Below are 26,985 nucleotides of genomic sequence, written 5' to 3' on the forward strand. Positions count from 1 at the left end.
CTGTCGCCAGCAGAGTATGAGGAACGCTATTTTCTGAGTGTTGAGAGTGTCTAGGAAACCAGGGGGACTCATTACCCTGATAAGAACGGAAGCAGAAACCGGCGCGCACCTGGCGAGTACTTAAAAGCAACGGTCCGACACTGGAACAGGGATTGGCAAAGTACCCCGGAGCTGCGCCTTGCCATCTCCTGAGTTCAAGTCCGACTTATCGGTCTTCCAAATGGTATTCCATGAAAATATGGAGTTCGATTTTTACCTCATACTTCAGACACATAGGAAGTCATTTCAAATCCCCCCGGCACAAAAAAAGACGTCCCAAAACGTCTTTTTTTGTGCCCACCATTCAACCCACCATGCCCTTCCAACCTCCACCATCAAACGCATCCGCGCATACAAGCCGACCTCACCGATACGCCTCACCGCCCCAAAAGGTTCACCCAATGCTCCGCCGCCTCATGCGCCTCCAGGAACGCCTGTTCATAGCTGTCCCAGTGATCACCCTCCACATAAACCGTGAGCGGCCTTGGGCCGACCAGGGTCAATGTCGCACCAACAGGAACATCCAGCGGCGGGCTCCAGCTGAAGCCGATCTGTACCGTGCCCCCCCTCTTCGTCTTGTATTCAACAGGATGGGATTTATCAATGCGTGCCGACATAAGTGCCTCCTTGAGCCGGCGCCACCTCTGGCGCCGGATCTTGATTGGGTGAGATATGCCTCAATGGCTGGTCATACCAGCCATGTGCATCATCCAGCGCATCGCACTGGCCACGATGCCGAGTGCAATCACGCTGAGGAACCAAATAGCGACCAGCCAAAACACTTGCTGGTACCAAGGGCCTGCCTGACGTGGCCTCTGTTTTTTCGTCTCAATGGTAGCCATCGCCGATCCTCACTTTTCCGCGGAACACGTAGTAACTCCAGCAGGTGTACATCAGGATGATCGGCAGGATGAACAGCGTGCCGATCAGGATGAAGAGCTGGCTGGAAGGTGGTGATGCGGCGTCCCACAAGCTGATGGATGGCGGCACGATGTTTGGCCAGATGCTGAAGGCCAGGCCGATGTAGCCCAGGAAAACCAGTACCAGGGTCAATACGAATGGCCAATGGGAATGATGCTGGCGCAAGGTCTTCAAAAGCCCGACCAATGCCAGTACGCCCAGCAGCATCAGCGCCCCGAACACCACGATGTGTGCATGGGTGAACCAGCGCGTGGCGATCTCCGGGTGCAGCCAGGGTGTCCATACACATAGCACGGCCACCACTGCCATCAAGGCGAATGCCAGGTAGTGGCTGAACAGCCGCATCCGCGATTCCAGCATGCCTTCGGTCTTGACCAGCAGCCAGGTGCTACCCAGCAATGCGTACGCCACCACCAGCCCGACGCCGCAAAACAATGGGAAGGGTGACAGCCAGTCCCAGGTGCCACCGGCAAATTGGCGGTTCACCACTGCAATGCCGGCGATGTAGGAACCGATCACCACGCCTTGGCAAAAGGTCGCCAGGAACGAGCCGCCGATAAACGCCATGTCCCAGATATGCCGCTTCTGCGGGCTGGCCTTGAAGCGGAATTCAAACGCCACCCCGCGAAAAATCAGCCCTGCCAGCATGAAGATCAGCGGTAAGTACAGCGCTTCCAGGATCACCGAGTAAGCCAGCGGAAACGCACCATACAACGCCGCCCCGCCAAGGATCAGCCAGGTTTCGTTACCGTCCCACACCGGCGCCACGGTGTTCATCATCACGTCGCGCTCCTGCTCGTCCGGGATCAACGGAAACAGGATGCCCAACCCCAGGTCGAAGCCGTCCATGATCACGTACATCATCACCCCGAAGGCAATGATCACGCCCCATATCAACGACAGGTCTATGCCTTGAATGCCCATGTGCAATCCCCTTGATCAGTTGGTGTGGTCGCCGGACGCCAGCGTCTCGGTGACAGCGGACAGGGGACGGCGTGGTGTGCGCTCCTGGCCGGGGCCGCCGTGGGGCGGGTGGTCTTGATGGGGCTGCGGCCCCTTGCGTACCAGCTTCATCATGTAGCCGATGCCCACGGCGAATACCGAGAAGTAGATCAGCACGAATAACGCCAGCGAGATGCTCAGTTGCGTGACGGTATGATTGGACGCCGCATCAGCGGTGCGCATCAGCCCGTACACCACCCACGGCTGGCGACCCACCTCGGTGGTGATCCATCCGGCCAGCATCGCGATCAGGCCGGTTGGCCCCATGAACAACACCAGGCGCAGAAACAGGCGGTTGCGATACAGCGCGCCATGACGCCGCAAAGCCAGTCCAAGCAATCCGGTGACGATCATCAACATCCCCAGCCCGGCCATGATCCGGAAGCTGAAGAAAATGATGGTCGAGTTCGGCCGGTCTTCTTTTGGGAAGCTCTTGAGCGCCGGGATTTGCTTATCCAGGCTGTGGGTGAGAATGAGGCTGCCCAAGTAAGGCACCTCGATCGCATAACGCGTCTTCTCGGCCTCCATGTCGGGAATACCGAACAACACCAGTGGCGTCGCCTGGTTATCGACGTTTTCCCAATGCCCCTCAATTGCGGCAATTTTCGCGGGTTGGTGCTCCAGGGTGTTCAGGCCATGGGCGTCGCCGACCACTGCCTGGATCGGCGCCACGATCAACGCCATCCACATCGCCATCGACAACATGGTGCGGATTGCCGGCGTGTCGTTCTTGCGCAGCAAATGCCAGGCCGCAGAAGCCCCAACAAAGAACGCCGTGGCGACAAAGGCGGCGATCGCCATGTGCATCAGACGGAACGGGAACGACGGGTTGAAGACGATGGCGAACCAGTCCAACGGCATCACCCGACCATCCACGATGGAAAAACCTTGCGGTGTTTGCATCCAGCTATTGGAGGCCAGGATCCAGAACGTCGAGATCAACGTACCGATGGCAACCATCACCGTGGAAAAGAAGTGCAACCCACGCCCTACCCGGTTCCAGCCAAACAGCATGACCCCAAGGAAACCCGCCTCGAGGAAGAACGCCGTCAGCACTTCATAGGTCAGCAAAGGCCCGGTGATACTCCCGGCGAAATCCGAGAACCGGCTCCAGTTGGTGCCGAACTCGTACGCCATGACCAGGCCCGAGACCACGCCCATGCCGAAGTTGACTGCGAAGATTTTCGACCAGAAGTGGTACAGGTCCTTGTAGACCGAGTTGTTGGTTTTCAGCCATAGCCCTTCCAGCACGGCCAGGAAACTGGCCATGCCGATGGTGATGGCGGGAAAAATAATGTGAAACGAGACCGTAAACGCGAACTGAATCCGCGCCAGGTCGAGCGCCCCAGGATTTAACATGACGATACCCTCATTGAGCCTCGCGGCCCACAGCGAACAGATGTCTGGTGATCAGCAAACCCCGGAGCGGCGCCGAGGCCGCCCCGGCCCGGCTCATGCGCCGATAGACTGAATCAGGTTGCTGGCCGGCGCGGGCTCAAGGCGGATCGCGATGAACTTCGACGTCGGGGTATAGGTGCGGTCGCCGTAGCTCTCCAGCGGCACCAGAGGGTTGGTCTCCGGGTAATAGGCCGCCGCCTGGCCAGGCGGGATATCGTAGGCAATCAAGGTAAAACCACTGACTCGACGCTCCAAGCCATCACCCCAGAGCGAGACCATGTCGACCTTCTGCCCAGGCTCGTAACCCAGCTTGCGAATGTCCTGCTCGTTGACGAACACCACATCGCGCATGCCATAAACACCGCGATAACGATCATCAAGCCCGTACAACGTGGTGTTGTATTGGTCGTGGGAGCGCATGGTTTGCAGGATCAGGTCCGGTTTTACATCAAGGTCACGCACGCCTTCGCTGACCAGGTGTGCGGGCAGCACACTGGAGGCAAACTGGGCTTTCCCACTGGCGGTTTTCCAGATGCGCTGAGCGGCGTTGTTGCCCAAGTGAAAACCACCTGGGTGCAGCAGTTTCTTGTTGAAGTCCTTGAAACCAGGAATGGTGTCGGCGATCAGGTCGCGGATGCGCGAGTAGTCGGCCACCGCCCACAGCCAGTCGATCGGGTGTTTCCCCAAGGTCGCATTGGCGATCCCAGCGATAATCGCGGGTTCCGAGCGCATCAAAGATGACTTGGGTTTCAGTTGGCCGTGGGAAATGTGCACCATGCTAAAGGTGTCTTCCACCGTCACGCCCTGCGGGCCCTCTTCCTGCATATCAATATCGGTGCGCCCCAGGCACGGCAAGATCAAGGCTTCGCGGCCCGTCATCAAATGGCTGCGATTGAGTTTGGTGGAGATATGCACGGTCAGGTCACAGTTGCGCAGTGCCTCATGGGTGCGTGGACTATCTGGCGTCGCTTGCGCGAAGTTGCCGCCCAGGCCGATGAACACTTTGGAACGCCCCTCCTCCATGGCGGCAATCGCCATCACTGTGTTGTGGCCATGGTGACGCGGCACCTGGAAGTTAAAGCGTGCCTCCAGTGCATTGATCAGTTCCGGTGGCGCCAGTTCGTTGATACCCATGGTACGGTCGCCTTGCACATTACTGTGCCCACGTACCGGCGACAGCCCGGCCCCTGGCCGTCCGATATTGCCGCGCAACAACTGCACGTTGATGATTTCCTGCACAGTGACTACGGAGTGTTTGTGCTGGGTCACCCCCATCGCCCAGCACATGATCACGCGTTTGGCACGGCGATACATGCGCGCGGCCAGTTCGATCTCCTCAAGGCTCAGGCCGGATTGCTCGACGATGTGCTCCCACGAGGTCGCGTCCACTTGTTCCAGGTAGCTGTTCAGACCCGAGGTGTGTTCGGCGATAAAGGCGCGGTCGAATACCGCCTCGCCATTGTTTTCCAGGGCCTCGCGCTCCCACTTCAGCAAAAACTTGGCGATGCCACGAAAGGCCGCCATGTCGCCGCCCAGTGCCGGACGAAAGTATGCCGACGAGGTAGGTTCGGAGCCGTTGGTGAGCATCTCAAGCGGGTGCTGGGGATGCTGGAAACGCTCCAGCCCACGCTCTTTAAGCGGGTTGAAGCAAATCACCTGGGCACCGCGCTTCACCGCCTCGCGCAATGGCTCGAGCATGCGTGGGTGGTTAGTGCCGGGGTTCTGCCCGATAACAAAGATCGCGTCGGCTTCCCCCAGGTCTTCAAACGTCACCGTGCCTTTACCCACGCCGACGCTGTCGTCCATACCCAGGCCGCTGGCTTCGTGGCACATGTTCGAGCAGTCGGGAAAGTTGTTAGTGCCATAGGCACGAACGAACAACTGATAGAGATAAGCGGCTTCGTTACTGGCGCGTCCCGAGGTATAGAACTCTGCCTGGTCCGGCGACTCCAGCTCTTTCAGGTGCTTGGCGATCAGGGCAAAGGCGTCGTCCCAAGTGGTTTCGACATAACGATCCAGCGAGTCGTCATAACGCATGGGGTGAGTCAGGCGCCCTTGGTACTCGAGCCAATAATCACTTTGCGCCGCCAGCGACGACACCGTGTATTTATTGAAGAATGCCGGGTTGACCAGGCGCCCGGTGGCCTCCCAGTTGACTGCCTTCGCGCCGTTCTCGCAGAACTTGACCATACCGTTTTCCGGCGACTCGCCCCAGGCACAACCTGGGCAGTCAAAGCCGCCATTCTGGTTGGTCTTGAGCATCGCGCGGATGTTCTTGAAGGCGTTTTCACTGCCCAGCCAGTTTTTCGTCACCGCAATCAGCGCGCCCCAACCTGCGGCCGCCCCCTTATACGGTTTATAACGCTCAACTTCGCTCATGATTTTTCTCCAAGACTTCACGCATAGACGGCCTAACTGAAAGCCATTATTGATGATTGTTTTTCAGCCGGTGCGGAACGCAAACCTATTTGAAACTTGTCCAACATGGTTCGCACCGGCCTGTTCCACGGGCTTGCTATCGGGTTACGCTTTCAGACTATGTCGCGCGCAAACAACCTGTCTAATCACAAATAATGACCAAACAATCGAGACAATCTATCAAGGAAATTATTTTTAATTTTCAATATCTTATTTAATTAAAATTCGCAAAAAAAGCCCAATTAACCCCTCATAGATTCCCTCGATCATCCAGTTGTTAATAGTGATTAGACGGCGATAAAAAACAACTTTAGCCTCCACTCAAAGATTCACTTACTTACACCCCCAACACTCATACAGTGCGTACATGCACTGAGTCGCTGCCGGAGGTTTTAATGACCGCGCCGATTTTGACGGACCGTTTTTCTCGTCAGGTTGACTACCTCAGGATGTCGGTGACCGACCGCTGCGATTTCCGCTGTGTCTATTGCATGGCCGAAGACATGGAGTTCCTGCCGCGCCAACGCGTTTTGACGCTGGAAGAGCTTTATCAACTGGCCGAACGTTTTGTGGCGCTGGGCACTCGGAAAATTCGCCTGACCGGCGGAGAGCCGTTGATTCGTCCCGGCGTCGTTGAATGGTGCAAGCGCATCGCCGCACTCCCGGGCTTGCGCGAGTTGTGCATGACCACCAACGGCTCGCAGTTGGGCAAGCTGGCAGCACCGCTGTTCGAGGCGGGCCTGAAACGTTTGAACATCAGCCTCGATAGCCTTGACCCCCAGCGCTTTCGTGAGCTGACGCGCACGGGCAACCTGGCCACCGTCATCGCCGGAATCGACGCTGCAAATGCCGCGGGCTTTCAACGCACCAAACTCAATTGCGTGGTGATGAAAGGACGCAACGATCATGAGATCAATGACCTTGTAGCGTTCGCCATCGACCGTGGTTTGGATATTTCGTTTATTGAAGAAATGCCCTTGGGCGTCATCAGCGAACACAGCCGTGCCGAGGCGTTCTACTCCAGCGCGCAGGTACGTGAGCGTATCGCCGAGCGCTACACACTGATCGACTCCGCAGAGTCGACCCAAGGCCCCTCACGCTACTGGCGTCTGGCCGAGGCCCCGACTATTCGCCTGGGCTTTATTTCGCCCCACAGCCACAACTTTTGCGGTACGTGCAACCGCGTGCGGTTGACCGTTGAGGGCCGCCTGCTGTTGTGCCTGGGCAACGAGCACTCGGTCGATCTCAAGGCGGTATTGCGCCGCTATCCGGGTGAACCGAAACGCCTGGAAAACGCGATCACCGAGGCGATGAAGATCAAACCCTATCGGCACAATTTCGAGCTCAACGATGACGTGCAGGTTGTCCGTTTCATGAACATGACGGGCGGCTAGCCGTTCTGATCTCCCCTTTGCTGGAGGCTGTTGCCCATGATCGTCAGAGCCCAACCCAACCTGATCGGCGTATTGATTTCACTCAAGGGTTCCGTGGCCAGGCGCATTGCGCTGCGCAGCCTGCTGGTAACCCTATTGGCCTCGGCAATTGTGCTGATCGAAACCCTTCACCCGGCGTACTTCTCCAAGGTCAATGCCACGCCCTTCACATTGCTGGGCTTGTCTCTCTCGATCTTCATGAGTTTTCGCAACAACGCCTGTTATGACCGCTGGTACGAAGGGCGCAAAGCGCTTGGCGCCATGGTGATGGATATACGCGCCATGATCCGGGAAACCCAGGTTATCGAGGATGCGCACCAGCGCAGCGCCATCCTGCGCAACCTGTGCGGGTTCGCCCACGCCTTGAACGCCAGGTTGCGTCACGAGGACGAGTCAGGCGTGGCAGAGATCTGGCTGGACAGGCTGCCGTCGCCCGGCACCCCCAATATCCCGGAAAGCATCCTCAGCCGCGTCACCCAACAGTGCTCAGCGCTGGCCGCATCAGGCGCCATCAGTGAATGGCGCTATCAGCTGATGGCCGGCCATTTGAGCAACCTGACCCGGACGCAGACGATGTGTGAGCGCATCAAAAATACCCCGTTGCCCTTCCCCTACACACTCTTGCTGCACCGCACCAGCTACATGTTTTGCATCTTGCTGCCCTTCGCCATGGCCGAGCCATTGGGTTGGCTGACGCCGCTATTCACGGCGATCGTGAGCTACACATTTTTCGGCCTGGACGCGATTGGCGATGAGTTGGAAGACCCGTTCGGCTACGACGAAAACGATCTGCCGACCGATGCAATCGTGCGCACCGTCGAACGCGAAGTCCTTCACGCCAACGGCGCGACGGAACTGCCCGCCGTGCTTCAACCCATCGATTTTATCTTGAACTGATCCGAGGTCACTCATGAACCAAAGCTCCTCTACATTGACGCACCTGGACGCCGCAGGGCGGGCCAGCATGGTCGACGTCACGGACAAGGCTGCAACCATGCGTGAAGCGCAAGCCCAGGCCTGGGTGCGTATGCAGCCGTCGACATTGCGCCTGATCCAGCATCATGGGCACCCCAAGGGCGACGTGTTTGCGGTCGCGCGTATCGCCGGAATCATGGCGGCAAAGAAAACCCACGAACTGATCCCGCTCTGCCATCCGTTGCTACTCAGTTCGATCCACCTTGAACTGAGCGCCGTCGCACCCGACCGCGTGAAAATCGTCAGTACCTGCCGGCTCAACGGCCAGACCGGCGTCGAGCTGGAAGCCCTGACCGCCGCGAGCGTGGCGGCATTGACCCTCTATGACATGTGCAAGGCCGTGGATCGCGGGATGATCATCGATCAGATCCAATTGCTCAAAAAACAAGGTGGAAAGTCGGGCACCTTTATCGCTGGAGACGCCTGATGATTCTGATCAGCTACTTTGCGCGCTATCGGGATCAGCTGGGCATCGGCGGTGAAAAGATTGCGCTGAACAGCTCGTTGCGCACGATTGAAGACGTGAGACAGCAGTTGTGCGCCAGAGGCCCGATCTGGCAGCAGGTGCTTGGAGAAAGCAGCCTGATGTGTGCGCTGAACCATGAACTGTGTACGCCCGCCGCGGTGATAGAAGACTTCGACGAAGTCGCGTTCTTCCCTCCAGTGACAGGAGGCTGAGCCATGCCGGTTCACGTTCAGACCGCGCTGTTTGACCTCGACGAACTGACCCGCAGTGTCCACGCTGGCGACACGGGCGTGGGCGCCGTCGCCACGTTTGTGGGGTACGTCCGCGATATCAACCAAGGGGATCAGGTTAGCGAGTTATTCCTGGAGCATTACCCGGGGATGACCGAGCGCTCCTTGCAACGGATCGTCGATCAATCCCAGGCACGCTGGCCCTTGCAGCGGGTGACCGTCGTGCACCGCGTGGGGGCGTTGAAGGTGGGCGAACCCATCGTGTTTGTCGGCGTTGCCAGCGAACACCGCCAGGCGGCTTTCGACGCCTGCGCGTTCCTGATGGATGCCCTGAAGACCCGTGCGCCCTTCTGGAAACGTGAACAGACGCCGGCCGGTGAACGCTGGGTAGAAGGCCGGGAAAGTGATCAGCAGGCCGCCAAGCGCTGGGACGCATAAGCCTCAGAACAAATCGCAGAACGGAATGAAACGCGCCGTGTCACCGGAGCGCAGGGTGCAGCCCTCGGGGATTTCCACCAGCCCATCCGCCCAAGAGGCCCCCAACAGCACACCTGAACTCTGGTTCGGATACAGCACGGCCTGCCCCTGCTCCAGCCTGGCGCGCAGGAATTCGCGGCGGTTGCCAGCTTTCGGCCAGTCAAACCCTACGCTGACCGCAAAGCTCAGGGGTGTGACGTCTTCGACACCCTGGATACGCAGCAAGTAAGCCCGCGCCAACAGACCGAATGTAACCAGTGCCGAGGTCGGATTACCGGGCAGGCCGATGACCGGCACATTACCGAAATAGCCCACGGTCAGCGGTTTGCCCGGTTTGATCGAGAGTTTCCAAAATAACGGCTTACCGCACTCGCGCAGCACTTGGCCAAGGTAATCGGCATCGCCGGCAGAGACGCCGCCAGTGGTCAGGATCAGGTCGGTGGCAGGCGGCAATTGTTCCAGTTTGAGCCGGGTAAGTTGCGGCTCGTCAGGAAGAATGCCGCCATCGATCACTTCACAACCCAATTCGCTCAACCAATGGCTGAGCAATGTGCGATTGCTATTGTAGATACCGCCGGGCCGGAGGGGCGCCCCCGGCTCCACCAGTTCGTTGCCCGTGGACAGCAGCGCCACCCGTGGCCGGCGTACCACCGGTACATGCGTGCAACCCTGTGCCGCCGCGATGGCCAGCTCGAAAGGCCCGAGGCGCTTACCGGCGTTGAGCAACACCTCGCCCGCTTTGTTCTCCTGGCCTCGCGGGCGAATATTCTGCCCCACGCGCAGCGGCTGCATAAAGCGCACACGACCGCCTTGCAGCACCTCGACGTTTTCTTGCATCTCGATGCAATTGGCGCCTTCGGGCAGCGGAGCGCCAGTGAAGATGCGCGCACAGGTGCCAGGCAGCAGGGCCTGGGGCGCAACACCGGCAAATATCTGTTGCGATACCGCCAGCGGCTCACCTTGCCAATCGCCGAGATTCAGGGCGTAGCCGTCCATGGCACTGTTTGGCCACAGCGGCAGATCCAGGGTCGCAACCAGGTCATTGGCCAGGACCCGTTGCCGTGCATCACTCAGGGCCACCGACTCGCTGTCTTGCAGGCAGTGCTCCTGCGCCATAGCCAGCAGTGACGCAATGGCCGCCTCCACTGACATCAACGGCGAACCCTTCATCCTCGCGTCCCGCACAGCGCCACGGGCTTGAGGTGTGGCACAAAATTGCACGGCCGGTGGCGGGCATCGAGCTGCTCGGCAAGGATGCCTTCCCACGCGGTGCGGCAGGCACCCGTGGAACCCGGAAGGCAACACACCAACGTTCCGTTGGCCAGCCCGGCCAAGGCGCGGCTTTGTACTGTGGAGGTGCCGATATCGAGAATGGAGATTGCGCGGAACAACTCACCGAAGCCCTCAATCTGCTTATCCAACAAGCAGCTCACCGCCTCGGGTGTACTGTCGCGGCCGGTGAAGCCGGTGCCGCCAGTAATCAACACCACCTGAACCTGCTCGCTGGCGATCCAGGTCGCAACCTGTGCGCGGATCTTGTAGAGGTCATCCTTGAGCAGGTTGCGTTCACAGAGGCTGTGCCCCGCTTCCAACAGGCGGCTGACCAGCAATTGCCCGGAAGTATCGTTGGCATATTCCCGGGTATCACTGACGGTTAACACTGCAATATTCAACGGTACAAACAACGCATCCGACGTTACGCTCATGGGACCCTCCGGCAGACTTTTAACGAAACCATTTGCTTGAGGCTAAGGCGCTCAAACCAAGGCTGTCTAATCGTTACGGCTGACTGGGTTATCGAGCGTTTCTATCACTGGTTTTCCTGCAATGAATTCTTCAGTTATCGAGCGAATCGATCACGCCTTCAATACAGGCGATTGGACGCACGGGCCTTACAATGAGATGGTCTGCTCTCTCGCTCGCTGCGCTTCAGACACTGGCACTCATAACGACCTCTTACTTACCCCAAGCAGGCGCCTTAATGGACATAAAGCAACTTAAATTCCTGATCGCACTGGAGCAAACCCGTCACTTCGGCCAGGCAGCCGCGCGCTGCCATATCACGCAACCGACACTGTCGATGCGCTTGCGCAATCTGGAAGATGAGTTGGGCCTGGAGCTGGTTACCCGTGGCCAGCGCTTCGAAGGCTTCACCGAGGCCGGGGAGCGCGTGTTGGCGTGGGCCAGGACCTTGCTGGCCGCGCATGATGGGTTGTTCGCCGAAGCGGCGGCGTGTCGTGGTCAGTTGGTCGGTAACTTGCGCCTGGGCCTGGTGCCGCTTAGCGGGTTCAACCCGATCAGTTACATCCAGGGCCTGTCTCATACGTTCCCCGAACTCAAGTTCAGCCTGTCGTCCATGAGCTCGGACAAGATCATCGAAGCCTTGGGCACCAACCAACTGGACCTGGGCGTGTGTTACCTGGAGCACGTGAACCCCAATTACCTGGACTTTTTCGAGCTGGGTGAGACCCGCGTCGGGCTGTTGTACGACACCCGGCACTTCCATTTCGAAGGCACCGAGATGAGTTGGGAAGACGCCGCCGAGTTGCCCCTGGGGATGATCAGCAATGGCATGCACTATCGTAAGTCCATTGACCTGAGTTTCCGCAGTCGCGGTCTCGACCCCCAGCCCATCCTCGAGAGCGATTCGACCTATCAGTTGTTCCAGGCGATCCACGAAGGTTTTTGCTGTGCGATCATGCCGTTGGACAGCGGCCTGGAAAGCCCTATCGAGAATCTGGCGTTTATCAACCTGCCCGATGCCAGCGTGCTCGCGCCGTTGGGCATGGTCATGCGCAAGACCGAGCCGCGCTCGGCCATCGCCGAAAAATGTTTTGCCGAAGCCAGGAAATTGCTCACCGCCAAGGGCGCAGGCGAGTAACGGAGGTTTGCCCATGATTTGCCGAGTCGAACACGCCGTTGAAGCAGGCGATGCCAATGCACCGGCACCGCAGCCACGCAACGTCGCTTATCGGGAGTATGACGAAGGCGCGCAGGTCGCCGAGGCGGCGCTGGCGGCGGAAATAGCGCTGGCCATCAGCTACAACGGCTTGAGCCAGGCGGTGATGATGGTTTCACCTGGCGACATCGAAGACTTCATCCGCGGCTTCAGCGTGAGCAATGGGATCATCGACAACCAGGGTGAAATCTACGATATCCAACTCACGCATTTTGATCAGGCCTGCCAGGCAGACGTCAACATCTCCAATCGGGCGTTCTGGGCGCTGAAAGATCACCGGCGGCAGATGGCGGGCACCAGCGGCTGCGGGTTGTGCGGCGTGGAGGCGCTGGAACAGGCACTGCCTCAACTGGACATCCTGCAACCGGCGCCCCTGCCGCCCGCGCATCACCTCAAGGGCTTGCGTGAACGTATCGACGCCGCCCAGGTCATGGGGAAAAGTACCGGCGCCCTGCATGCGGCGCTGCACTTCGACGCTGACGGCTCAGCCTTGCTGTGCCGTGAAGACATTGGCCGGCATAACGCACTGGATAAATTGATCGGCGCTATGCAACAGGCACAGGTCGATGCGCGCAGTGGGTTCACGGTCGTCACCAGTCGTTGCAGCCTGGAGCTTATTCACAAGGCCGTGAGGGCCGGGCTGGGCACCTTAGTCAGTTTGTCGGCGCCCACCAGCCTGACGGTGCAATGGGCACGCAAACACCAGCTCAACCTGATCCACGTACCGCATCGAAGCGCACCGCGGATCTACAGCCCGGCCTGAAAGGACGGCTGGAATCCAGCCCCACGACGCATTACCCTGACGGCCTTTATCAGACAACCGGAAGTCAGATACCCGTGCTCAAGCCCCTCGCCGCCATTGCCCTCGCCTGTACGCCTTTGTTGACCAACGCCGCCGACCTGGCCGGGGTGTGGAAAGGCACCCTGGGCAAATCCGTCATCGTTGCCTGTTTCAACGGCGCCGATGGCGAGCACGGCAGTTATTACTATCAGCGCATCCTCACACCGATCCAGCTGACTCAAGCCAGCGACAACGCGCCCTGGGTGGAAGCCGGAAATACCGGTTTCTGGGCGTTGCAACCCCCGCAAGGCGATACGCTTTCAGGCGCCTGGAGCAAAACCCCGGGCGGCACACCGCTGCCACTCAACCTGCAACGCGTCGACACGCAAGGCTGTGGCAGCGACGCCTACAACGCGCCCATGGAAGCCGCGCCGCTACCGATCAAGACCGAGAAGAAAACCTTCGGCGAGCACCGCTATCAGCTCAAGACCCAAGGCGCCCAGGTCACGCTCAAGCTCGAGGGCGATGGCCAGGCCATCCAGAAGATCAACCAGCAACTCGCGGCCCTGGCCGTGAGCGACGATGATCAGAAGGAGTATTTGCAGGAACGGCGCGAGTACCTGGGCCGCAACGGCTCGGCCTACACCAGCGAAATTGAAGTGGCGCCCACGTACTGGTCATCCCAATTCATGACCGTCAGGTTTTACCGTTGGGCCGCGGGCACCGGTGCCGGCGGCATCAGCTGGGGCCTGCACTCATGGGACCTGCAAACCGGTGAAAGCGTCGATCCCTGGGCATGGTTTGGCGGGCGCCAGGAGTGGTATGACGCCTACGCCGGGCACGTGAAGCTACCGGCCAAATTCAGCCAATGGCTGGCCGGGCAGACCAGCACCGACGAAGACTGCCCGGCGATCACCAGCTATTCCACCTTCGACCTGAGCTTCAACACCCAAGGCTTGCAGCTCGCGACGCGCGCCACGGGTGACGGCTGCGATAACGAGCTGAATTTCACCTGGGAGCAATTGACACCGGTGCTGATTGAGGCAGGCAAAGCGGCGTTGCCCCGCTTGAAACAGCCCTGAACGGCAGGCTCGGCCAGCCTTACAAAAACCCCACATTGATTCACCAAATATTAAGAATCGCTTTCGTATACTGCTGGATCGCCCAGGACCGATCCCCCGATCGGTCCCCTTTCCCGGTAGCCAGACTCCATGACGCGCCCCGCCTCTCTGCTGCTTCTTCTCGCTGGACTGTTATTTTTCTGCGCCCTTGGCGGCCATGAGCTGCAAGGCTCCACCGAAGCCCGCGTCGCCGGGATCGCCATGGCCATGCACCTGGACAATGACTGGGTGATCCCGCGCCTGTTTCGCGAACCCTTCCTGGAAAAACCGCCCCTGAGCCTCTGGCTGGACGCCGGCGCCATTCGCCTGTTTGGCGCGTCGACCTGGGCGGTGCGCCTGGCTTCGGCGTTTGCCGGCTTGTTCAGCGTGATGCTGTTCTACGGAATGCTGCGCAAGTTTGGCCGGCCCAAGTCGCTGGCGTTCTGCGCCGCGTTGATCCTGGCGACCATGGCCAGCTACTGGGGCAATGTGCGCGGCGTGGGTGAAGACTCATTGCTCAGCCTCGGTGTGACCACCGCGTTGCTGGCGTTCTACCAGGCGATGCGGCCCGAGTCCGAGCGACAGGGCTCCAACGCGTGGGCCTGGGCACTGTTTACGCTGGGCATGGTCATCGCCACCCTGAGCAAGGGTGTGCTGGGCCTGGCGATGCCGGGCATCGTGATCTTCGTGTACCTGGCCGCGACCAGCCTGATGGACAAGCGCTTGCGCATCGGCGATTGGCTCAAGCCGGCGCTGTTTACGCTGTTGGCGTTGGTACCGCTGCTGATCTGGCTGGGGTTCCTGTACCAGCGTGGCGGGATGCAGGCGGTCGGTGAGGTGCTGTGGACCAACAGCGTCGGGCGCTTCAGCGGTTCATTTGTGGAAGCCGGGCATTACGAGCCGTTCTACTACTACCTCGCGAAATTGCCTCAAGCGTTTTTGCCGTGGAACATCCTGGTGTACCTGGGCCTGTGGCACTTTCGCAAAAGCCTGGTGCGCAATCGCTACCGTCTGTTTTTCAGTGTGTGGCTGTTGGCGCAATTCACCCTGCTGACCCTGGCCTCCAGCAAGCGCACCGTGTACCTGATGTCGCTCACACCGGCCGCCGCCGTACTCGCAGCCGAATATGGGTGGGTGCTGCTGGAACGCTTGAAAGAGCGCAAGCCTGGCGTGTACCGCTACCACCGCCAGGTGATCGGCGGCGTATTCGGTGTACTCATTGCCTGCTATATGAGCGCTGCATTCTGGTTCGCGCCCAAGGCGGACGCCGTGGAGTCATTCGTGCCGGTGATCAGCCAGCTCCAGGCACTGCAGGCAGAAGGCCGGGAAGTGGCAATATTCCAACCTAACGAACGGATCTTCGGTGCCGGGGTGTTCTACATGCAAGCGTACGTGCCCATCCTGCAAACCGAAGCCGAGTTGCGCGCCTTCCTCACGGCCAAACCGGGTAACGTGGCGCTGATGGATCACACCGACCGACTGAATGAAAAGGTCACGGTGATCAAGCAGATGGCAATCGGCCGCCAGCCTTACTACTTCGCGGAGCAGTAAGGCCGGCGCGGGTCATCAGTGCTTGGTGACCTTGTCCAGGTAACCCATGGCGAACGCCGAGATCACGAAGGTCATGTGGATGATCACGTACCACATCAGGTGTTGTGGATCGACGTTCTTGGCGTCCATGAAGATGCGCAACAGGTGGATGGAAGAAATCGCCACGATGGACGCCGCCACTTTCATCTTCAGCGAGGAGGAGTCCATGGTGCCCAGCCAGTTGAGCTTTTCCTTGTTCTCATCGATATCCAGCTGCGAGACGAAGTTCTCGTAGCCGGAAATCATCACCATCACCAACAAGCCGCCAACCAGGGCCATGTCGATCAACGACAGCAGTACCAGGATCAAGTCGGATTCGGCCATCGAGAACACGCTCGGCAGCAGGTGCACCACTTCCTGGAAGAACTTCAACGCCAGCGCCAGCAACCCCAGGGACAAGCCGAAATAGATGGGCGCCAGCAGCCAGCGCGAAGCGTACATAGCATTTTCGATAAAACGTTCCATTGGATCTCACACAGCTTGGCTAAAAATGGCCGCGAGTATACCAGCCGCTACCTGATCGCTGTCACCGCGAGAAAACTGACCCAGGTGGCATCTGTAAGAGATTTTTTCTGCTAGTGTCGAGCCCATGAACTCGGCTCGATGATGTCGGACAGGAAGACTCAGATGATGGATGTGCGATCCCCTTTGACCAGCCTCGGCCTGTGTGCGGCGTTGCTGATAGCCAGCGGCTGCTCACCCAAAGAAGAGCAGAAACAGGCGACCCTCGAAGAGAAAACCGCAAAATTCGAACAGTCACTGGACAGCATCCAGGACCCCAAGCTGCGGGACGCCATCGCCGACCTTGGCGGTTCGCTGCTGCTGCTGGAACGGGCCCGCGTCAAGCTCGCCAACAAGCCGATCGAAGCCGAATACGGCGAAGACACGTTGGCCCTGCTCAAGCATTACCCCACGCCCCAAGCCTTGGTGGACACCTACATCAACGGCCTGTTCGTGTTGCGCAAGACCTCCCATTCCGACTACCTCACGGATTTGCAGCCGGTCTTCCCGTTCAGCTTCAACAGCCCCGACCAGTTCCCCTTCCCTCACAGCCTGGAATGGCAGTCGGTGACGTTGAGCAACAACAAGGTGATCCCCTTCCAACCGGAATGGTCGGAAACCGATCCCGGCATTCAACTGAGCCCGAGCAGCTCCAACCTGACCAACCCCGACGACCTGACGGTGAGCTACCCGTTTATCGAAGGGATCGAGACGGACAACAAGAGCCAGCCCCAACCGGTCAGCCTCAAAGGCACGGTTGACGTGGTGGCACCGGGCAAGGTGCTGACCTTTGACTTGTCAAAAAAGGACGTGGGCCGCAAGCGCACCGAAGGCAACATCACCCTCAACCTGGTGTTGCTTGAAAAAAACTACGCCGAGATCGAGCTGACCAACAGCGAGCCCCTGGCCGCCGAAGTCGGCGACGACTCGCCTAACCCGTTGCTGGTGCAGGCACGCGACAGCACCGGGCAGTTTCTGACACGTTCAGGCTCAATCAACGAAAGTGCCGCGCAAGTGGCGTTCTATGAGCAGCAGTTGGCCGAGATGCGCAAGCAGAAGACGTGGTCCGATGCTTTCGAGAAGCAGCTCACCGACGAGCAAAAAGCCTTTGAGCACAAGCAGACCAGCCATTATGCCAAGGTGTATTTCAATGGCCTGATCGACACGCTGCAGGTCAACGTCCTGGATTTTTCCAAAGCCACGCTGACGCATAAGGACCTGGACCTGCCGGTGATGCGCTTCGACAAGAACAGCCTGCAGAATACGGTGCAAGCCTTGCCGATGCCCGTCACGGTGTACGACGACAGCGCCGCCGGCTGGCTCAAAGACGCAAGCATGAGCGAAGACCAGCTGAAAAAAAGCATCACAATCAGCCAGTCGACCGACGACGCCAGCGCCGCCAGGATCGTGTTTGACCACCCCTTCACCTTCAATGACGAACTGGTGGGCAACGACCACAGCAGCAGCGACGAACCCATCACCTTCTTCACTGCGGACGAAAAAGGCGAACGTGGCGAACCCATCGAGCTGCCCAGCGAAGCCTTTGAGCTGGACCCGGCGCGAGGCACGCTCACCTACGACCTCAACCTGTTCCCGGAAACCCCGGCATACGTGGTGGGCTCGATTCCCTTGTTCCTGGCGAACATAGAGAAAAGCACGATTGACGTCGCGAAACTGCCCAAGGGCCTGACACTTAAAGACAACGCCCTGATCGTCGACCAGAAGGCGTTCCCTTCCGACAGCTGGCGCTTCTACGCCAAGGACGCCAGCGGCAACTATCTCAAGGAAATCCTCGGTGTCAGCCACCGTGCAGAGGAATACGGCACGGCCATGTTCGACGTGCATTATTTCTATGGCAAGCCGACCACTCTGGAAAGCTACCAGCGCACCGACCTGAGCACCGTGCAATACGGCTTTGAGGTCAAGTTGGACAAGCCCGAGAGCCAATAACCTGGCTACAGCGCCAGGCGTTCCTGGCTACCGTTGAGCTGTCGCAGATGGGCCTGCATATGCAGGCACCAGATCTGCGGATCGTCCGCCTGCTCGTAACCGTGCAGGGTCAGGCTGTCGACAATCGACTGAAGAATGGTTTCTGCCACGAAGGGTCCATGAAACGGGCCTTGGGACTTGATGGTGGAAGGCTGTTCGCCGGTCATTCCGGCAGCAAACAACAACGTCCACATCCCGTTATCCCCTGCCAGAGGACGAATGGAGCATTCGATACGGGTGACCAGGCCCAGGCACTGGCGGGTAAGGCTGAGGTTGCGCGACATGGCGGCGACCCTCGGTAGATCGGTGTTCAACCTCAGGCACATGGCGAGGCTGTTTCTATCCTGCGACTCCTGTGGATATCCCTTAAGTTGAGAATAGAGGAAAACCACAACAAACCAAGGTTGTAGGGACCAACGGGCATGGCCCTCCGAGAAGTGTCAATTTATTGGCTAGCCACCCCCAAAAAATACACCGCCAACTCAATGTGGGAGGGGGCTTGCTCCCGATAGCGGTGTGTCAGTCAACCTATTCAGTGATGACCTACCGCAATCGGGAGCAAGCCCCCTCCCACACTTCCCGCGTCAAACCCAAATTCAGGTGGGTTTGGCTTCAGCCAGCGCTTGCTGTGCCAGCTCTTTCTCCGCTTCCTTCAGGTCTTCCTCGCTGATCATCTCCGCAATCGCCCGCAGGCGCTCAACCACCCGCGCATTCACGCTGCCTTCCGGGAATTGCCCTTCGGCATCCGGCTCACCGGCAGGCTCGCCCACCAGCAGGCTCAAGGCCTCATCCGCCTGACGCACGGCATAGATGTGGAATTGGCCGTTGCGCACCGCCTGCAATACCTTCTCGTCGAGCATCAGCGTGGCAACGTTGGCCTGGGGAATGATCGCCCCTTGCTCGCCGGTCAACCCACGGGCCTCGCAGAGGCGGAAGAAGCCTTCGATCTTCTCGTTGACCCCGCCCACCGCCTGCACTTCACCAAACTGGTTGATCGAACCGGTGATCGCAAAACACTGCTTGAGCGGCGTCTTCGACAACGCCGAAATCAACGTGCACGCCTCGCCCAGGGACGCGCTGTCGCCGTCCACGTAACCGTAGGACTGCTCCAGCGCGATACTCGCCGAGATCGCCAGCGGGAATTCCTGGGCATACCGGCTGCCCAGGTAACCGGTGAGGATCATCACGCCCTTGGAGTGAATCGGCTGGCCGAGGTTAACTTCACGCTCGATGTCGACGATGCCACTGCCGCCGGGATACACCGTGGCGGAAATCCGCGCCGGCACGCCGAAGGCCGAATCGCCGACTTCCAGCACCGTCAGCCCGTTGCACTTGCCGACGGCTGCACCGGCGGTGTCGATCAGGATCACCCCGGCGAGCATGTCGTCGAGAATCCGCGCCGACACACGCCCGGTGCGCGTGGCCTTGGCCTTGAGCGCACGTTCGATATGGCCGGCGTCGGTCATCTCGTCACCCGCCAGATGGCGAATGAAGTCCGCTTCGCTGACCAGTTGGAACAAATCGCCAATCCGCGCCGACAAGCGCCCCTGATGCTCCGCCAGCCGCGCACTGTAGGTGGCCAGGCGCGCCACCGCATCCGACGTCAGCGGTGCCATGCCTTCTTCTGACGTGCGGGTTTTAAGCAATTGGGCGAACTGCTCCAGGCTTTCGTCGACCATCGGGATGTCTTCGTCGAAGTCCACCAGCACGCGGAACATCTCCTGGAAGTCCGGATCGGCGTCCTGCAACGCGTAGTAGAGCTGGCGCGAACCGATGATGATGACCTTGACCTGCAACGGAATCATCTGCGGGTTGAGGGTCACGGTGGCCAAGCGGCCCAGCTCGCCCAGGGGCGACTCCATCTTCAACTTGCGCGATTGCAGGGAACGCTTGAGCGCGTCCCACACAAACGGCTCGCCGAGCATTTTTTCCGCTTCAAGGATCAGGAAACCGCCATTGGCACGGTGCAGGGCACCCGGGCGCAACTGGCGATAAGTGGTGTAGAGCGCGCCCTGGTCGGTGCTGTATTCGATACGACCGAACAGGTTGTCGTAGGTCGGGTGCGGTTCGAAAACCACTGGCGCGCCACCGTTGGTCGGGTGGCCCACCACCAGGCTCGGGCAGTATTGCTCCTCGAGCAGCTTGCGGGCCTGGGCGTCGGTCTTGGCATCGTCCACCAGTTGCTCGACCACGGTCTTGAGCAGGTACACCTGCATGGCTTGCAGGTAACCGCAGACGGCGGCGTTTTCCGCGTACTTTTCCGACAGCGGAGCGAGCAATGGCTGCAGGGCCAGGGTGATGGTTTCTTCGTTGAATTGGCGCAGTTGGTTATTCGACTCACGCTTCCACTGCGGCAGGCTGGCCAGCTCCTCGTTGAGGCGTTCTTCCAGCTCGGAAATGTCCGTGTGGAAGCGCTCGCGGTCGGCTTCCGGCAATTGCGAGAACTCGGCTTCGTCCAGCGCCTTGCCGTCGAGCATCGGCGTGAAGGCGATGTTGGAGCTGTCGCGATACAGCGCTACGTCTTTTTCCAGGGCCAGGCGTTCGATGACGTCCAACGCCTTGTCGTAGCGCTGGTTGAAGGCGCGGTCGATGGCGCTTTTGCGCTGTTGATAAGTCGGGTGTTCGAAGACCGCCGGGAAAGTCGCCACCAGGTTGTCGACCAGAGCGTTGATATCGGCGATGAACGCTGCGGCGGCGCCGCCTTGCAGCTCCAGGGCACGCGGTTCGCGCGGCTCATCGAAATTATTCACATAGACCCAGTCCGCCGGGGTCTGCAGGCGTTTGCCTTCGGCCTTCAGGTAGCGTTTGACGAACGAAAAGCGGCCAGTACCGGGCTCACCCATGACAAACACGTTGTAACCGGGGCGTGGCATGGCCACACCGAACTGCAAGGCTTCGACCGCACGTTCCTGGCCAAGCACACCGCGAAAAGGCTCCAAATCATTGGTGGTCGAGAAGCTGAACTGTTCAGCGGAGAAAGGGCGAGTCAGCGCTTCGGGCGCTAGACGCAAGCTGGCAGCAACAGGATCAGGCATCGGGCTTCCTTACATCAGGCGGGGCAGATGACGGCATTCTGGCTCTCGCTTGCGCGCTATGGCAAGGCGCGCCGTTGGGAAAGCTGCGCTGCGGTAGGCGCCCTGCAAAAAAAATCGCGATAAGGCCGATTGTTTTATAAAAAATAACGGAACCCCAGGATCATGCCTAAACTCCAAACTGCGCGGGTTGGACTAATAACTGGCCCCTAGGGCGCTGCGAAGCGCCTGAACCCCTTGTCCATTGGTTTGCACACAAAGAGAACAAAGCTATGAAACGGATCCTTCTTGGTACTCTCTTCACCGTTGTCTCCCTCAATGCTATGGCAGAAGCACCAGGCGGCCCGAACTGCGGTTGGGGCAACATGCTGTTCGAAGGCCAGCGCGGTACTCCGGCGCACTTCCTCGCGTCGACCACCAACGGCACCTCGGGTAACGCCACCTTCGGCATGACCTCGGGCACCAACGGCTGTAACACCAACAGCAAGCTGACCTACGGCGGCAAGTCCTGGATTGCCATGAATGGCATGATGAACGAGCTGTCCGAAGACATGGCCAAAGGCAATGGCGAAGCACTGACCACCTACGCGGTGGTACTGGGCGTAGCCCCTGAGGACCGCGAGCACTTTGCGGCAGTGACCCACGAGCACTTCCAGCAGATCTTCAGCAAAGCTGACGTGACCGCCGACGACGTGCACACCAACACCCTCGCTGTACTGAAAGGCGATGCCCGCTTGGCGAAATACGCGACCCAAGCTTAAGCTCGACCCGCCCGCGTCTTGCGAGACGCGGGCCTTATTTTTTGGACCCGCCCCCCTTTGGGTCTCACTTATTCCGACTTAAGTTGCCCCTATGCTCAAACGCTTTGCCTGGTTGGCACTCTTCGCTTGCGCCCCGCTGTATGCGGCCGCGCCTATTGATGATCAACGTTTGCAGCAACTGGCCAACGACCCGTTCTGGCTATCTTTGGGCCATTACGAAGCCGGCAAAATCAGCGGCTGGCGCAGTTATGTCAGCGACAAGAAATTCTTCATTGCTGCCGATGGCGCACACCACCCGGATGCCGAACTCAAGGCCACCGTCCAGGCGCTGTACCAACCTGCGAGCCTAGGTGAAAAACACGCCCAATGCGTGTACCCCGCACGGACCCGCTGGCTCAAGGACCAGTTGCACCTGACCGACCTGCCCGCCGTGGACTGCACAGAGTTCAAGCAATGGTTCAAAGACGTCGCGCCCCACAGCGCCGTGATGATCTTCCCGGCTGCCTACCTCAACAGCCCGTCGTCGATGTTCGGTCACACGCTGCTGCGCATCGACCAGGCTGACGTGCAGAGCAACAACACCGCCCTGCTCAGCTATGCAATCAACTTCGGCGCCTATATCGAAGGCTCCGACAACAGCATTCTTTACGCCTGGAAGGGCCTGATGGGCGGTTATCCCGGCCTGTTCGCACTGGTGCCCTACCAGGAGAAACTCTCGGAGTACCGCAGCCTCGAAAACCGCGACCTGTGGGAATACCGCCTGAACCTGACCCAGGTCGAAACCGAACGCATGGTCGAGCACGTGTGGGAGCTCAAGCAGATCCAGTTCGACTACTTCTTCTTCGACGAAAACTGCTCGTACCGCCTGCTGGAGCTGCTGCAAGTGGCCCGCCCCGGCTTGCGCCTGACGGAGCAATTCCCGCTGACCGCCATTCCAACCGACACCGTCAAGGCGGTAAAGGATGCGGGGCTGGTCGAGAAGATCGACTATCGCCCGTCCCGCGAGCGCGAGTTGCTGGAGCGCGCCAAGCCACTGGATGGCGATGAACAGCAATGGGTGCTGAAAATCAGCGACGACCAGAAGCAATTGCAGGCGCCGGCCTTCAAAGCCCTGCCCCGCGAGCGCCAGGCGCTGATCATCGACGCGGCCTACCGCCTGGGTCGCTACCGCGCCAATGGCCTGGAGCGCGACACCGAACGCTCCCAGCGCAGCTTCGAACTGCTGCGCGCCATCAACCAGAACCCGGCGCCCGACCTCAAGATCGAACGCCCCGGCCTGCCCGAGAACGGCCATGAGTCACGCACCTGGCAGGCCGGCATCGGCACACGCGGCAGCAAGACCTTCGGCGAATACGGCCTGCGCATGGCCTACCACGACCTCAACGACAACGCCGAAGGCTTCCCGCTTGGTGCACAGATCGAAATCCTGCAAATGAAACTGCGCCAGTACGAAGGCAACCACTGGCAGCTGCAGCAACTGGACCTCGCCACCATCCGCTCCCTGACCCCGCGCAACGCCCTTTTGCAACCCTGGTCATGGCAAGTCACCGGCGGCCTGGAACGCGTGCCGGGCAAGCACGACGACCAAACCCTGGTGGCCCACGTCAACGGTGGTGCGGGCAGCACCTGGCAACTGAGTGACGACATGCTCGGCTTCGCCCTCGGCACCGTACGCGTGGAGCATAACAACGACTTCAGCGAAGCCATCTCCCCAGCGGCCGGGTTCAACACCGGCGTATTGTGGAAAAATCCGTTGGGAAATCTGAGCCTGGAAGCCAAGGGCGACTTTTTCACCAATGGTGAAGTGCGGCGCAGTATCAGCCTGAACCAGCAATGGGAGTTGTCACGTAACCTCGGATTACGCTTGAGTGCGCAGCGCGAGTACAGCCACCTGTCGACGCCTATGAATGAAGTGATGCTTGAAGTGAAGTGGTACCACTACTGATTCCAAGTGTGGGAGGGGGCTTGCTCCCGATAGCATTGCATCAGCCAAGTAGCCATTGACTGACACACCGCTATCGGGAGCAAGCCCCCTCCCACATTTCGGCTCGCGTATATTCAGCTACATCGCATTGCCCGCCCATTCAGGAGCTCAACCAACATGGCTGTTACCTGCACCACCCTCGAAGAAGTCCGAACCCACATCGACCACCTCGACCAACAAATCGTCACCCTGCTGGCCGAGCGCGGCCGCTACGTCTCCCAGGCCGCACGCTTCAAAAAAGACACCGATGGCGTCAAGGCGCCCCAGCGGGTTGAACAGGTGATCGCCAAGGTAAGAGGTTTATCGCAGACCGTGGGCGCCAACCCTGAAGTCACTGAACAGGTGTATCGCGCGATGATCGCGGCGTTTATCGAGCAGGAATTGGCGGAGCATGCCGCACTGACAAGCAACCCTACACAATAAACTTCTGTGGCGAGGGAGCTTGCTCCCGCTGGACTGCGCAGCAGTCCCAATCTTTTGAGGCCGCTTCGCGCCCCGGCGGGAGCAAGCTCCCTCGCCACACGGGCAGTGCAGGTCTTTAACCCAACGCCCTTTAACCCAACACCGTTCTCACACCCCTTTCACGCCGCCCCGACAAATTCCCTTCTAGACTTCCCCTATCAGCCGTGAAACGGCCAGGGAGCAAGCAATGTGGCGGTATGCGGTAATGCTGTGTGCGGCAGTGTGGTTGTCGGGTTGCCAGTCCACCCATCAAGAGTTGCTGGCCAAGGGTTATCCACCGGCCTTTGCCGATGGCTTCGATGATGGTTGCAGCAGCGGGCGCCAGGCTGCCGGGGTGATCAGCGGGGAGTTTCGCAAGAACGTGCCGCGTTATCTGAAAGACCGCGAATACGCCGCGGGTTGGGAAGATGGCTTTCGCCAGTGCAAGGCCATGCGTGAGAACGAAGAGCTGCGTGACTACAAGGACAACCACTGGGACGAGCGTGAGCGCGCCTGGCAGCAGGAAAAGGACCGCGACGCCGCCCGGGCTTATCGCTCGCAATAGGTCGCTTTCAGACATCCGCCGAAACTAAAGCGCGGCGAACATGGCCCAAGCTCCATAGAGGGAGAATGTCATGAGCCGAGCTTTTGTTAATGAAGACAGCGCCGCCGCCCAGGCCGACCAGCCGGTGGAGCGTCAGGTCAGCGGCCAGCCCAATCGCCTTACCGCCCAAGGGCTGGCGCAGTTGCAGGCCAGGGTTGCGCAATTGCAGCACGCGTACAGCGCCGAAGCCGCCAAGGGCGAGCAGGCCGACAAGCAGCGCCAGGCCGACCTTGAGCGGGATTTGCGTTACTTCAACCAACGCGTCCAGAGCGCTCAGGTCGTGCCTCCCGCCTTGTCGACCGACAAGGTGCAGATCGGCAGTTGGGTGACCTTTGCCAATGAGCAAGACGAGCAGCAGCGCATTCAACTGGTCGGAGAAGACCAGGCCGATGCCCACGCCCATTTGATCAACTGGGGCTCGCCGCTGGGCCGCGCATTGCTGGGCGCCCAAGTGGGCGATGAGGTGCTGTGGAAGCGCCCCGTCGGCGATCAGTTGATTGAAGTGATGCGTATCGAGCCCGAGGCTTAGACGATGCCTTGGGCCAGCATCGCGTCGGCCACTTTCACGAAGCCTGCGATGTTCGCGCCCTTCACGTAGTTGACCCGGCCGTTTTCTTCGCCGTAGTGCACGCAGGCGTGATGGATCGACTGCATGATGTTGTGCAGCTTGCTGTCCACTTCACCGGCGGTCCACAACAGGCGCATGGCGTTCTGCGACATTTCCAGGCCACTCACGGCCACGCCACCGGCATTGGACGCCTTGCCCGGCGCAAACAGGATGCCCGCGTCGATGAAGAGATCCACTGCCTCCAGCGTGGTCGGCATGTTGGCACCTTCGGCCACGCAGAGGCAGCCGTTGCGCAGCAGGGTACGGGCGGCCTCGGCGTCGAGTTCGTTCTGGGTGGCACACGGCAGGGCAATATCGCAGGCCAGTTCCCAAGGGGTTTTGCCCTTACGGAATTCCAGGCCGAAGCGTTCAGCCAGCTCAATGATGCGACCTCGCTGCACGTTTTTCAGCTCCAGCAGCGCCGACCATTGCGTCTCGCTCAAACCGCTTTCGGCGTACAGGGTGCCCTCGGAGTCGGACAGGGAAATCACCTTGCCGCCCAGGTCCATCACCTTACGCGCCGCGTATTGCGCGACGTTGCCGGAACCCGAGATGGCCACGCGCTTGCCTTCAACGCGCTGGCCGTCGCGCTTGAGCATTTCTTCGGCGAAGTACACGCAACCGAAACCGGTGGCTTCAGGTCGGATCAGGCTGCCGCCGTAGGTCATGCCCTTGCCGGTCAGCACGGAGGTGAACTGGTTGCTCAGGCGCTTGTACTGGCCGAACAGGAAGCCGATTTCACGCGCGCCCACGCCGATATCGCCGGCGGGTACGTCCACGTCAGCGCCGATATGGCGGTACAACTCGCTCATGAAGGCCTGGCAGAAACGCATGACTTCGGCATCGCTCTTACCTTTCGGGTCGAAGTCCGAGCCGCCTTTGCCGCCGCCCATGGGCAACGAGGTCAGGGAGTTCTTGAAGGTCTGTTCGAAGGCGAGGAATTTCAGTACGCCGAGGTTCACCGACGGGTGAAAACGCAAGCCGCCTTTATAGGGGCCGATGGCACTGTTCATCTGGATGCGGAACCCGCGATTGACCTGGACCTTGCCGTGATCATCCACCCAAGACACCCGGAAGGTAATGGCGCGTTCCGGCTCACAGATGCGCTCGAGAATGCCCGACGTCAGGTAGTGGGGATTGGCTTCGAGAAACGGCCACAGGCTGCGTAGGACCTCTTCCACGGCTTGGTGGAATTCCGGCTGGTCGGGGTCGCGTTTCTTGAGGCGAGCGAGGAAGGATTCGACGGATTCGATCATGAAAAGTCTCGGCAATTTTAT

The 26,985-nt window shown here is 59.7% G+C and carries 26 protein-coding genes; 15 read left to right on the plus strand and 11 right to left on the minus strand.

Going from position 1 to position 26,985, the window contains the following annotated elements; all coding sequences use genetic code 11:
- Positions 1 to 416: 416 nt before the first annotated feature.
- The 5 genes from DK870_RS07815 to DK870_RS07835 form a co-directional block, all read right to left on the minus strand.
- Positions 417 to 656: a hypothetical protein gene (locus DK870_RS07815; protein WP_161548389.1), complete on the minus strand. Its 240-nt coding sequence runs from the start codon at positions 654 to 656 to the stop codon at positions 417 to 419.
- A gap of 60 nt (positions 657 to 716) precedes the next feature.
- Positions 717 to 881, minus strand: coding sequence for a DUF2474 domain-containing protein (locus DK870_RS07820; RefSeq protein ID WP_161548390.1), 165 nt, complete (start codon positions 879 to 881; stop codon positions 717 to 719).
- Positions 868 to 1,884, minus strand: coding sequence for a cytochrome d ubiquinol oxidase subunit II (gene cydB, locus DK870_RS07825; protein WP_090365752.1), 1,017 nt, complete (start codon positions 1,882 to 1,884; stop codon positions 868 to 870). The genes DK870_RS07820 and cydB overlap by 14 nt, the downstream gene beginning before the upstream one ends.
- A gap of 15 nt (positions 1,885 to 1,899) precedes the next feature.
- Positions 1,900 to 3,321 (minus strand): cytochrome ubiquinol oxidase subunit I, encoded by a 1,422-nt coding sequence (locus DK870_RS07830; protein WP_090365750.1) that lies wholly within the window; start codon positions 3,319 to 3,321, stop codon positions 1,900 to 1,902.
- A gap of 93 nt (positions 3,322 to 3,414) precedes the next feature.
- A complete protein-coding gene (locus DK870_RS07835; protein WP_161548391.1) occupies positions 3,415 to 5,739 on the minus strand; it encodes an FdhF/YdeP family oxidoreductase in 2,325 nt (774 codons plus the stop codon).
- A gap of 434 nt (positions 5,740 to 6,173) precedes the next feature.
- Between DK870_RS07835 and moaA the strand changes: the two genes are divergently transcribed.
- The 5 genes from moaA to moaE are packed head-to-tail and all read left to right on the plus strand — an operon-like array spanning position 6,174 to position 9,320.
- Positions 6,174 to 7,172 carry a GTP 3',8-cyclase MoaA gene (moaA, locus tag DK870_RS07840; RefSeq protein WP_161548392.1) on the plus strand — a complete coding sequence of 333 codons (999 nt, stop codon included), beginning with the start codon at positions 6,174 to 6,176 and terminating at the stop codon, positions 7,170 to 7,172.
- Between the two features lie 36 nt (positions 7,173 to 7,208).
- Positions 7,209 to 8,108: a bestrophin family protein gene (locus DK870_RS07845; RefSeq protein ID WP_161548393.1), complete on the plus strand. Its 900-nt coding sequence runs from the start codon at positions 7,209 to 7,211 to the stop codon at positions 8,106 to 8,108.
- Between the two features lie 13 nt (positions 8,109 to 8,121).
- Positions 8,122 to 8,613 (plus strand): cyclic pyranopterin monophosphate synthase MoaC, encoded by a 492-nt coding sequence (gene moaC, locus DK870_RS07850; protein WP_161548394.1) that lies wholly within the window; start codon positions 8,122 to 8,124, stop codon positions 8,611 to 8,613.
- Positions 8,613 to 8,864, plus strand: a complete 252-nt coding sequence (gene moaD, locus DK870_RS07855; protein ID WP_090365743.1) for a molybdopterin converting factor subunit 1 — start codon at positions 8,613 to 8,615, stop codon at positions 8,862 to 8,864. Before moaC ends, moaD begins: the two co-directional genes overlap by 1 nt.
- Positions 8,865 to 8,867: 3 nt before the next feature.
- A complete protein-coding gene (gene moaE, locus DK870_RS07860; RefSeq protein ID WP_161548395.1) occupies positions 8,868 to 9,320 on the plus strand; it encodes a molybdopterin synthase catalytic subunit MoaE in 453 nt (150 codons plus the stop codon).
- A gap of 3 nt (positions 9,321 to 9,323) precedes the next feature.
- Here the strand turns inward: moaE and glp are convergent, their stop codons facing one another.
- Both glp and moaB read right to left on the minus strand, forming a co-directional pair.
- On the minus strand, positions 9,324 to 10,529 hold the full coding sequence (gene glp, locus DK870_RS07865) for a gephyrin-like molybdotransferase Glp (RefSeq protein WP_161548396.1): 1,206 nt from the start codon (positions 10,527 to 10,529) through the stop codon (positions 9,324 to 9,326).
- Complete coding sequence (moaB, locus tag DK870_RS07870) at positions 10,526 to 11,065, minus strand: molybdenum cofactor biosynthesis protein B (protein WP_161548397.1); 540 nt, start codon at positions 11,063 to 11,065, stop codon at positions 10,526 to 10,528. Before moaB ends, glp begins: the two co-directional genes overlap by 4 nt.
- A 275-nt stretch (positions 11,066 to 11,340) precedes the next feature.
- On the opposite strand from moaB, the gene DK870_RS07875 reads away from it, so the two are divergent.
- From DK870_RS07875 to DK870_RS07890, 4 genes are all read left to right on the plus strand, one after another.
- On the plus strand, positions 11,341 to 12,240 hold the full coding sequence (locus DK870_RS07875; protein ID WP_161548398.1) for a LysR family transcriptional regulator: 900 nt from the start codon (positions 11,341 to 11,343) through the stop codon (positions 12,238 to 12,240).
- Positions 12,241 to 12,253: 13 nt separating this feature from the next.
- The gene (gene fdhD, locus DK870_RS07880) at positions 12,254 to 13,081 is read left to right on the plus strand and encodes a formate dehydrogenase accessory sulfurtransferase FdhD (RefSeq protein ID WP_161548399.1); all 828 of its coding nucleotides are present in this window, start codon (positions 12,254 to 12,256) and stop codon (positions 13,079 to 13,081) included.
- Between the two features lie 74 nt (positions 13,082 to 13,155).
- Complete coding sequence (locus tag DK870_RS07885) at positions 13,156 to 14,181, plus strand: hypothetical protein (RefSeq protein ID WP_161548400.1); 1,026 nt, start codon at positions 13,156 to 13,158, stop codon at positions 14,179 to 14,181.
- 129 nt (positions 14,182 to 14,310) lie between these two features.
- Positions 14,311 to 15,750: a glycosyltransferase family 39 protein gene (locus DK870_RS07890; RefSeq protein ID WP_161548401.1), complete on the plus strand. Its 1,440-nt coding sequence runs from the start codon at positions 14,311 to 14,313 to the stop codon at positions 15,748 to 15,750.
- A 15-nt stretch (positions 15,751 to 15,765) separates the two neighbouring features.
- Here DK870_RS07890 and DK870_RS07895 read toward each other — a convergent pair whose 3' ends face one another.
- The gene (locus tag DK870_RS07895; RefSeq protein ID WP_060752294.1) at positions 15,766 to 16,254 is read right to left on the minus strand and encodes a TIGR00645 family protein; all 489 of its coding nucleotides are present in this window, start codon (positions 16,252 to 16,254) and stop codon (positions 15,766 to 15,768) included.
- Between the two features lie 162 nt (positions 16,255 to 16,416).
- Here DK870_RS07895 and DK870_RS07900 point away from each other — a divergent pair, with 162 nt between their 5' ends.
- Positions 16,417 to 18,240 carry a hypothetical protein gene (locus DK870_RS07900; RefSeq protein WP_161548402.1) on the plus strand — a complete coding sequence of 608 codons (1,824 nt, stop codon included), beginning with the start codon at positions 16,417 to 16,419 and terminating at the stop codon, positions 18,238 to 18,240.
- A gap of 5 nt (positions 18,241 to 18,245) precedes the next feature.
- Here the strand turns inward: DK870_RS07900 and DK870_RS07905 are convergent, their stop codons facing one another.
- Together DK870_RS07905 and DK870_RS07910 are read right to left on the minus strand one after the other, a co-directional pair.
- The gene (locus DK870_RS07905; protein ID WP_060752295.1) at positions 18,246 to 18,563 is read right to left on the minus strand and encodes a hypothetical protein; all 318 of its coding nucleotides are present in this window, start codon (positions 18,561 to 18,563) and stop codon (positions 18,246 to 18,248) included.
- A gap of 312 nt (positions 18,564 to 18,875) precedes the next feature.
- On the minus strand, positions 18,876 to 21,314 hold the full coding sequence (locus tag DK870_RS07910; protein WP_161548403.1) for a Lon protease family protein: 2,439 nt from the start codon (positions 21,312 to 21,314) through the stop codon (positions 18,876 to 18,878).
- 269 nt (positions 21,315 to 21,583) lie between these two features.
- Here DK870_RS07910 and DK870_RS07915 point away from each other — a divergent pair, with 269 nt between their 5' ends.
- From DK870_RS07915 to DK870_RS07935, 5 genes are all read left to right on the plus strand, one after another.
- Positions 21,584 to 22,072 carry a DUF3015 domain-containing protein gene (locus DK870_RS07915; RefSeq protein WP_060752297.1) on the plus strand — a complete coding sequence of 163 codons (489 nt, stop codon included), beginning with the start codon at positions 21,584 to 21,586 and terminating at the stop codon, positions 22,070 to 22,072.
- Between the two features lie 91 nt (positions 22,073 to 22,163).
- Entirely contained in the window at positions 22,164 to 24,017 is a 1,854-nt protein-coding gene (locus DK870_RS07920) for a DUF4105 domain-containing protein (protein WP_104996025.1), read from the plus strand.
- Positions 24,018 to 24,173: 156 nt separating this feature from the next.
- The gene (locus DK870_RS07925) at positions 24,174 to 24,479 is read left to right on the plus strand and encodes a chorismate mutase (RefSeq protein WP_060752299.1); all 306 of its coding nucleotides are present in this window, start codon (positions 24,174 to 24,176) and stop codon (positions 24,477 to 24,479) included.
- Between the two features lie 226 nt (positions 24,480 to 24,705).
- Positions 24,706 to 25,062 carry a hypothetical protein gene (locus DK870_RS07930; protein WP_060752300.1) on the plus strand — a complete coding sequence of 119 codons (357 nt, stop codon included), beginning with the start codon at positions 24,706 to 24,708 and terminating at the stop codon, positions 25,060 to 25,062.
- A 70-nt stretch (positions 25,063 to 25,132) separates the two neighbouring features.
- A complete protein-coding gene (locus tag DK870_RS07935; RefSeq protein WP_060752301.1) occupies positions 25,133 to 25,630 on the plus strand; it encodes a GreA/GreB family elongation factor in 498 nt (165 codons plus the stop codon).
- Here the strand turns inward: DK870_RS07935 and gdhA are convergent.
- On the minus strand, positions 25,627 to 26,964 hold the full coding sequence (gdhA, locus tag DK870_RS07940; RefSeq protein WP_161548404.1) for an NADP-specific glutamate dehydrogenase: 1,338 nt from the start codon (positions 26,962 to 26,964) through the stop codon (positions 25,627 to 25,629). The genes DK870_RS07935 and gdhA overlap by 4 nt on opposite strands.
- Positions 26,965 to 26,985: the final 21 nt, after the last annotated feature.

Source organism: Pseudomonas sp. Q1 (assembly GCF_009935975.1).
GTDB classification, from domain to species: Bacteria; Pseudomonadota; Gammaproteobacteria; order Pseudomonadales; family Pseudomonadaceae; genus Aquipseudomonas; species Aquipseudomonas palleroniana.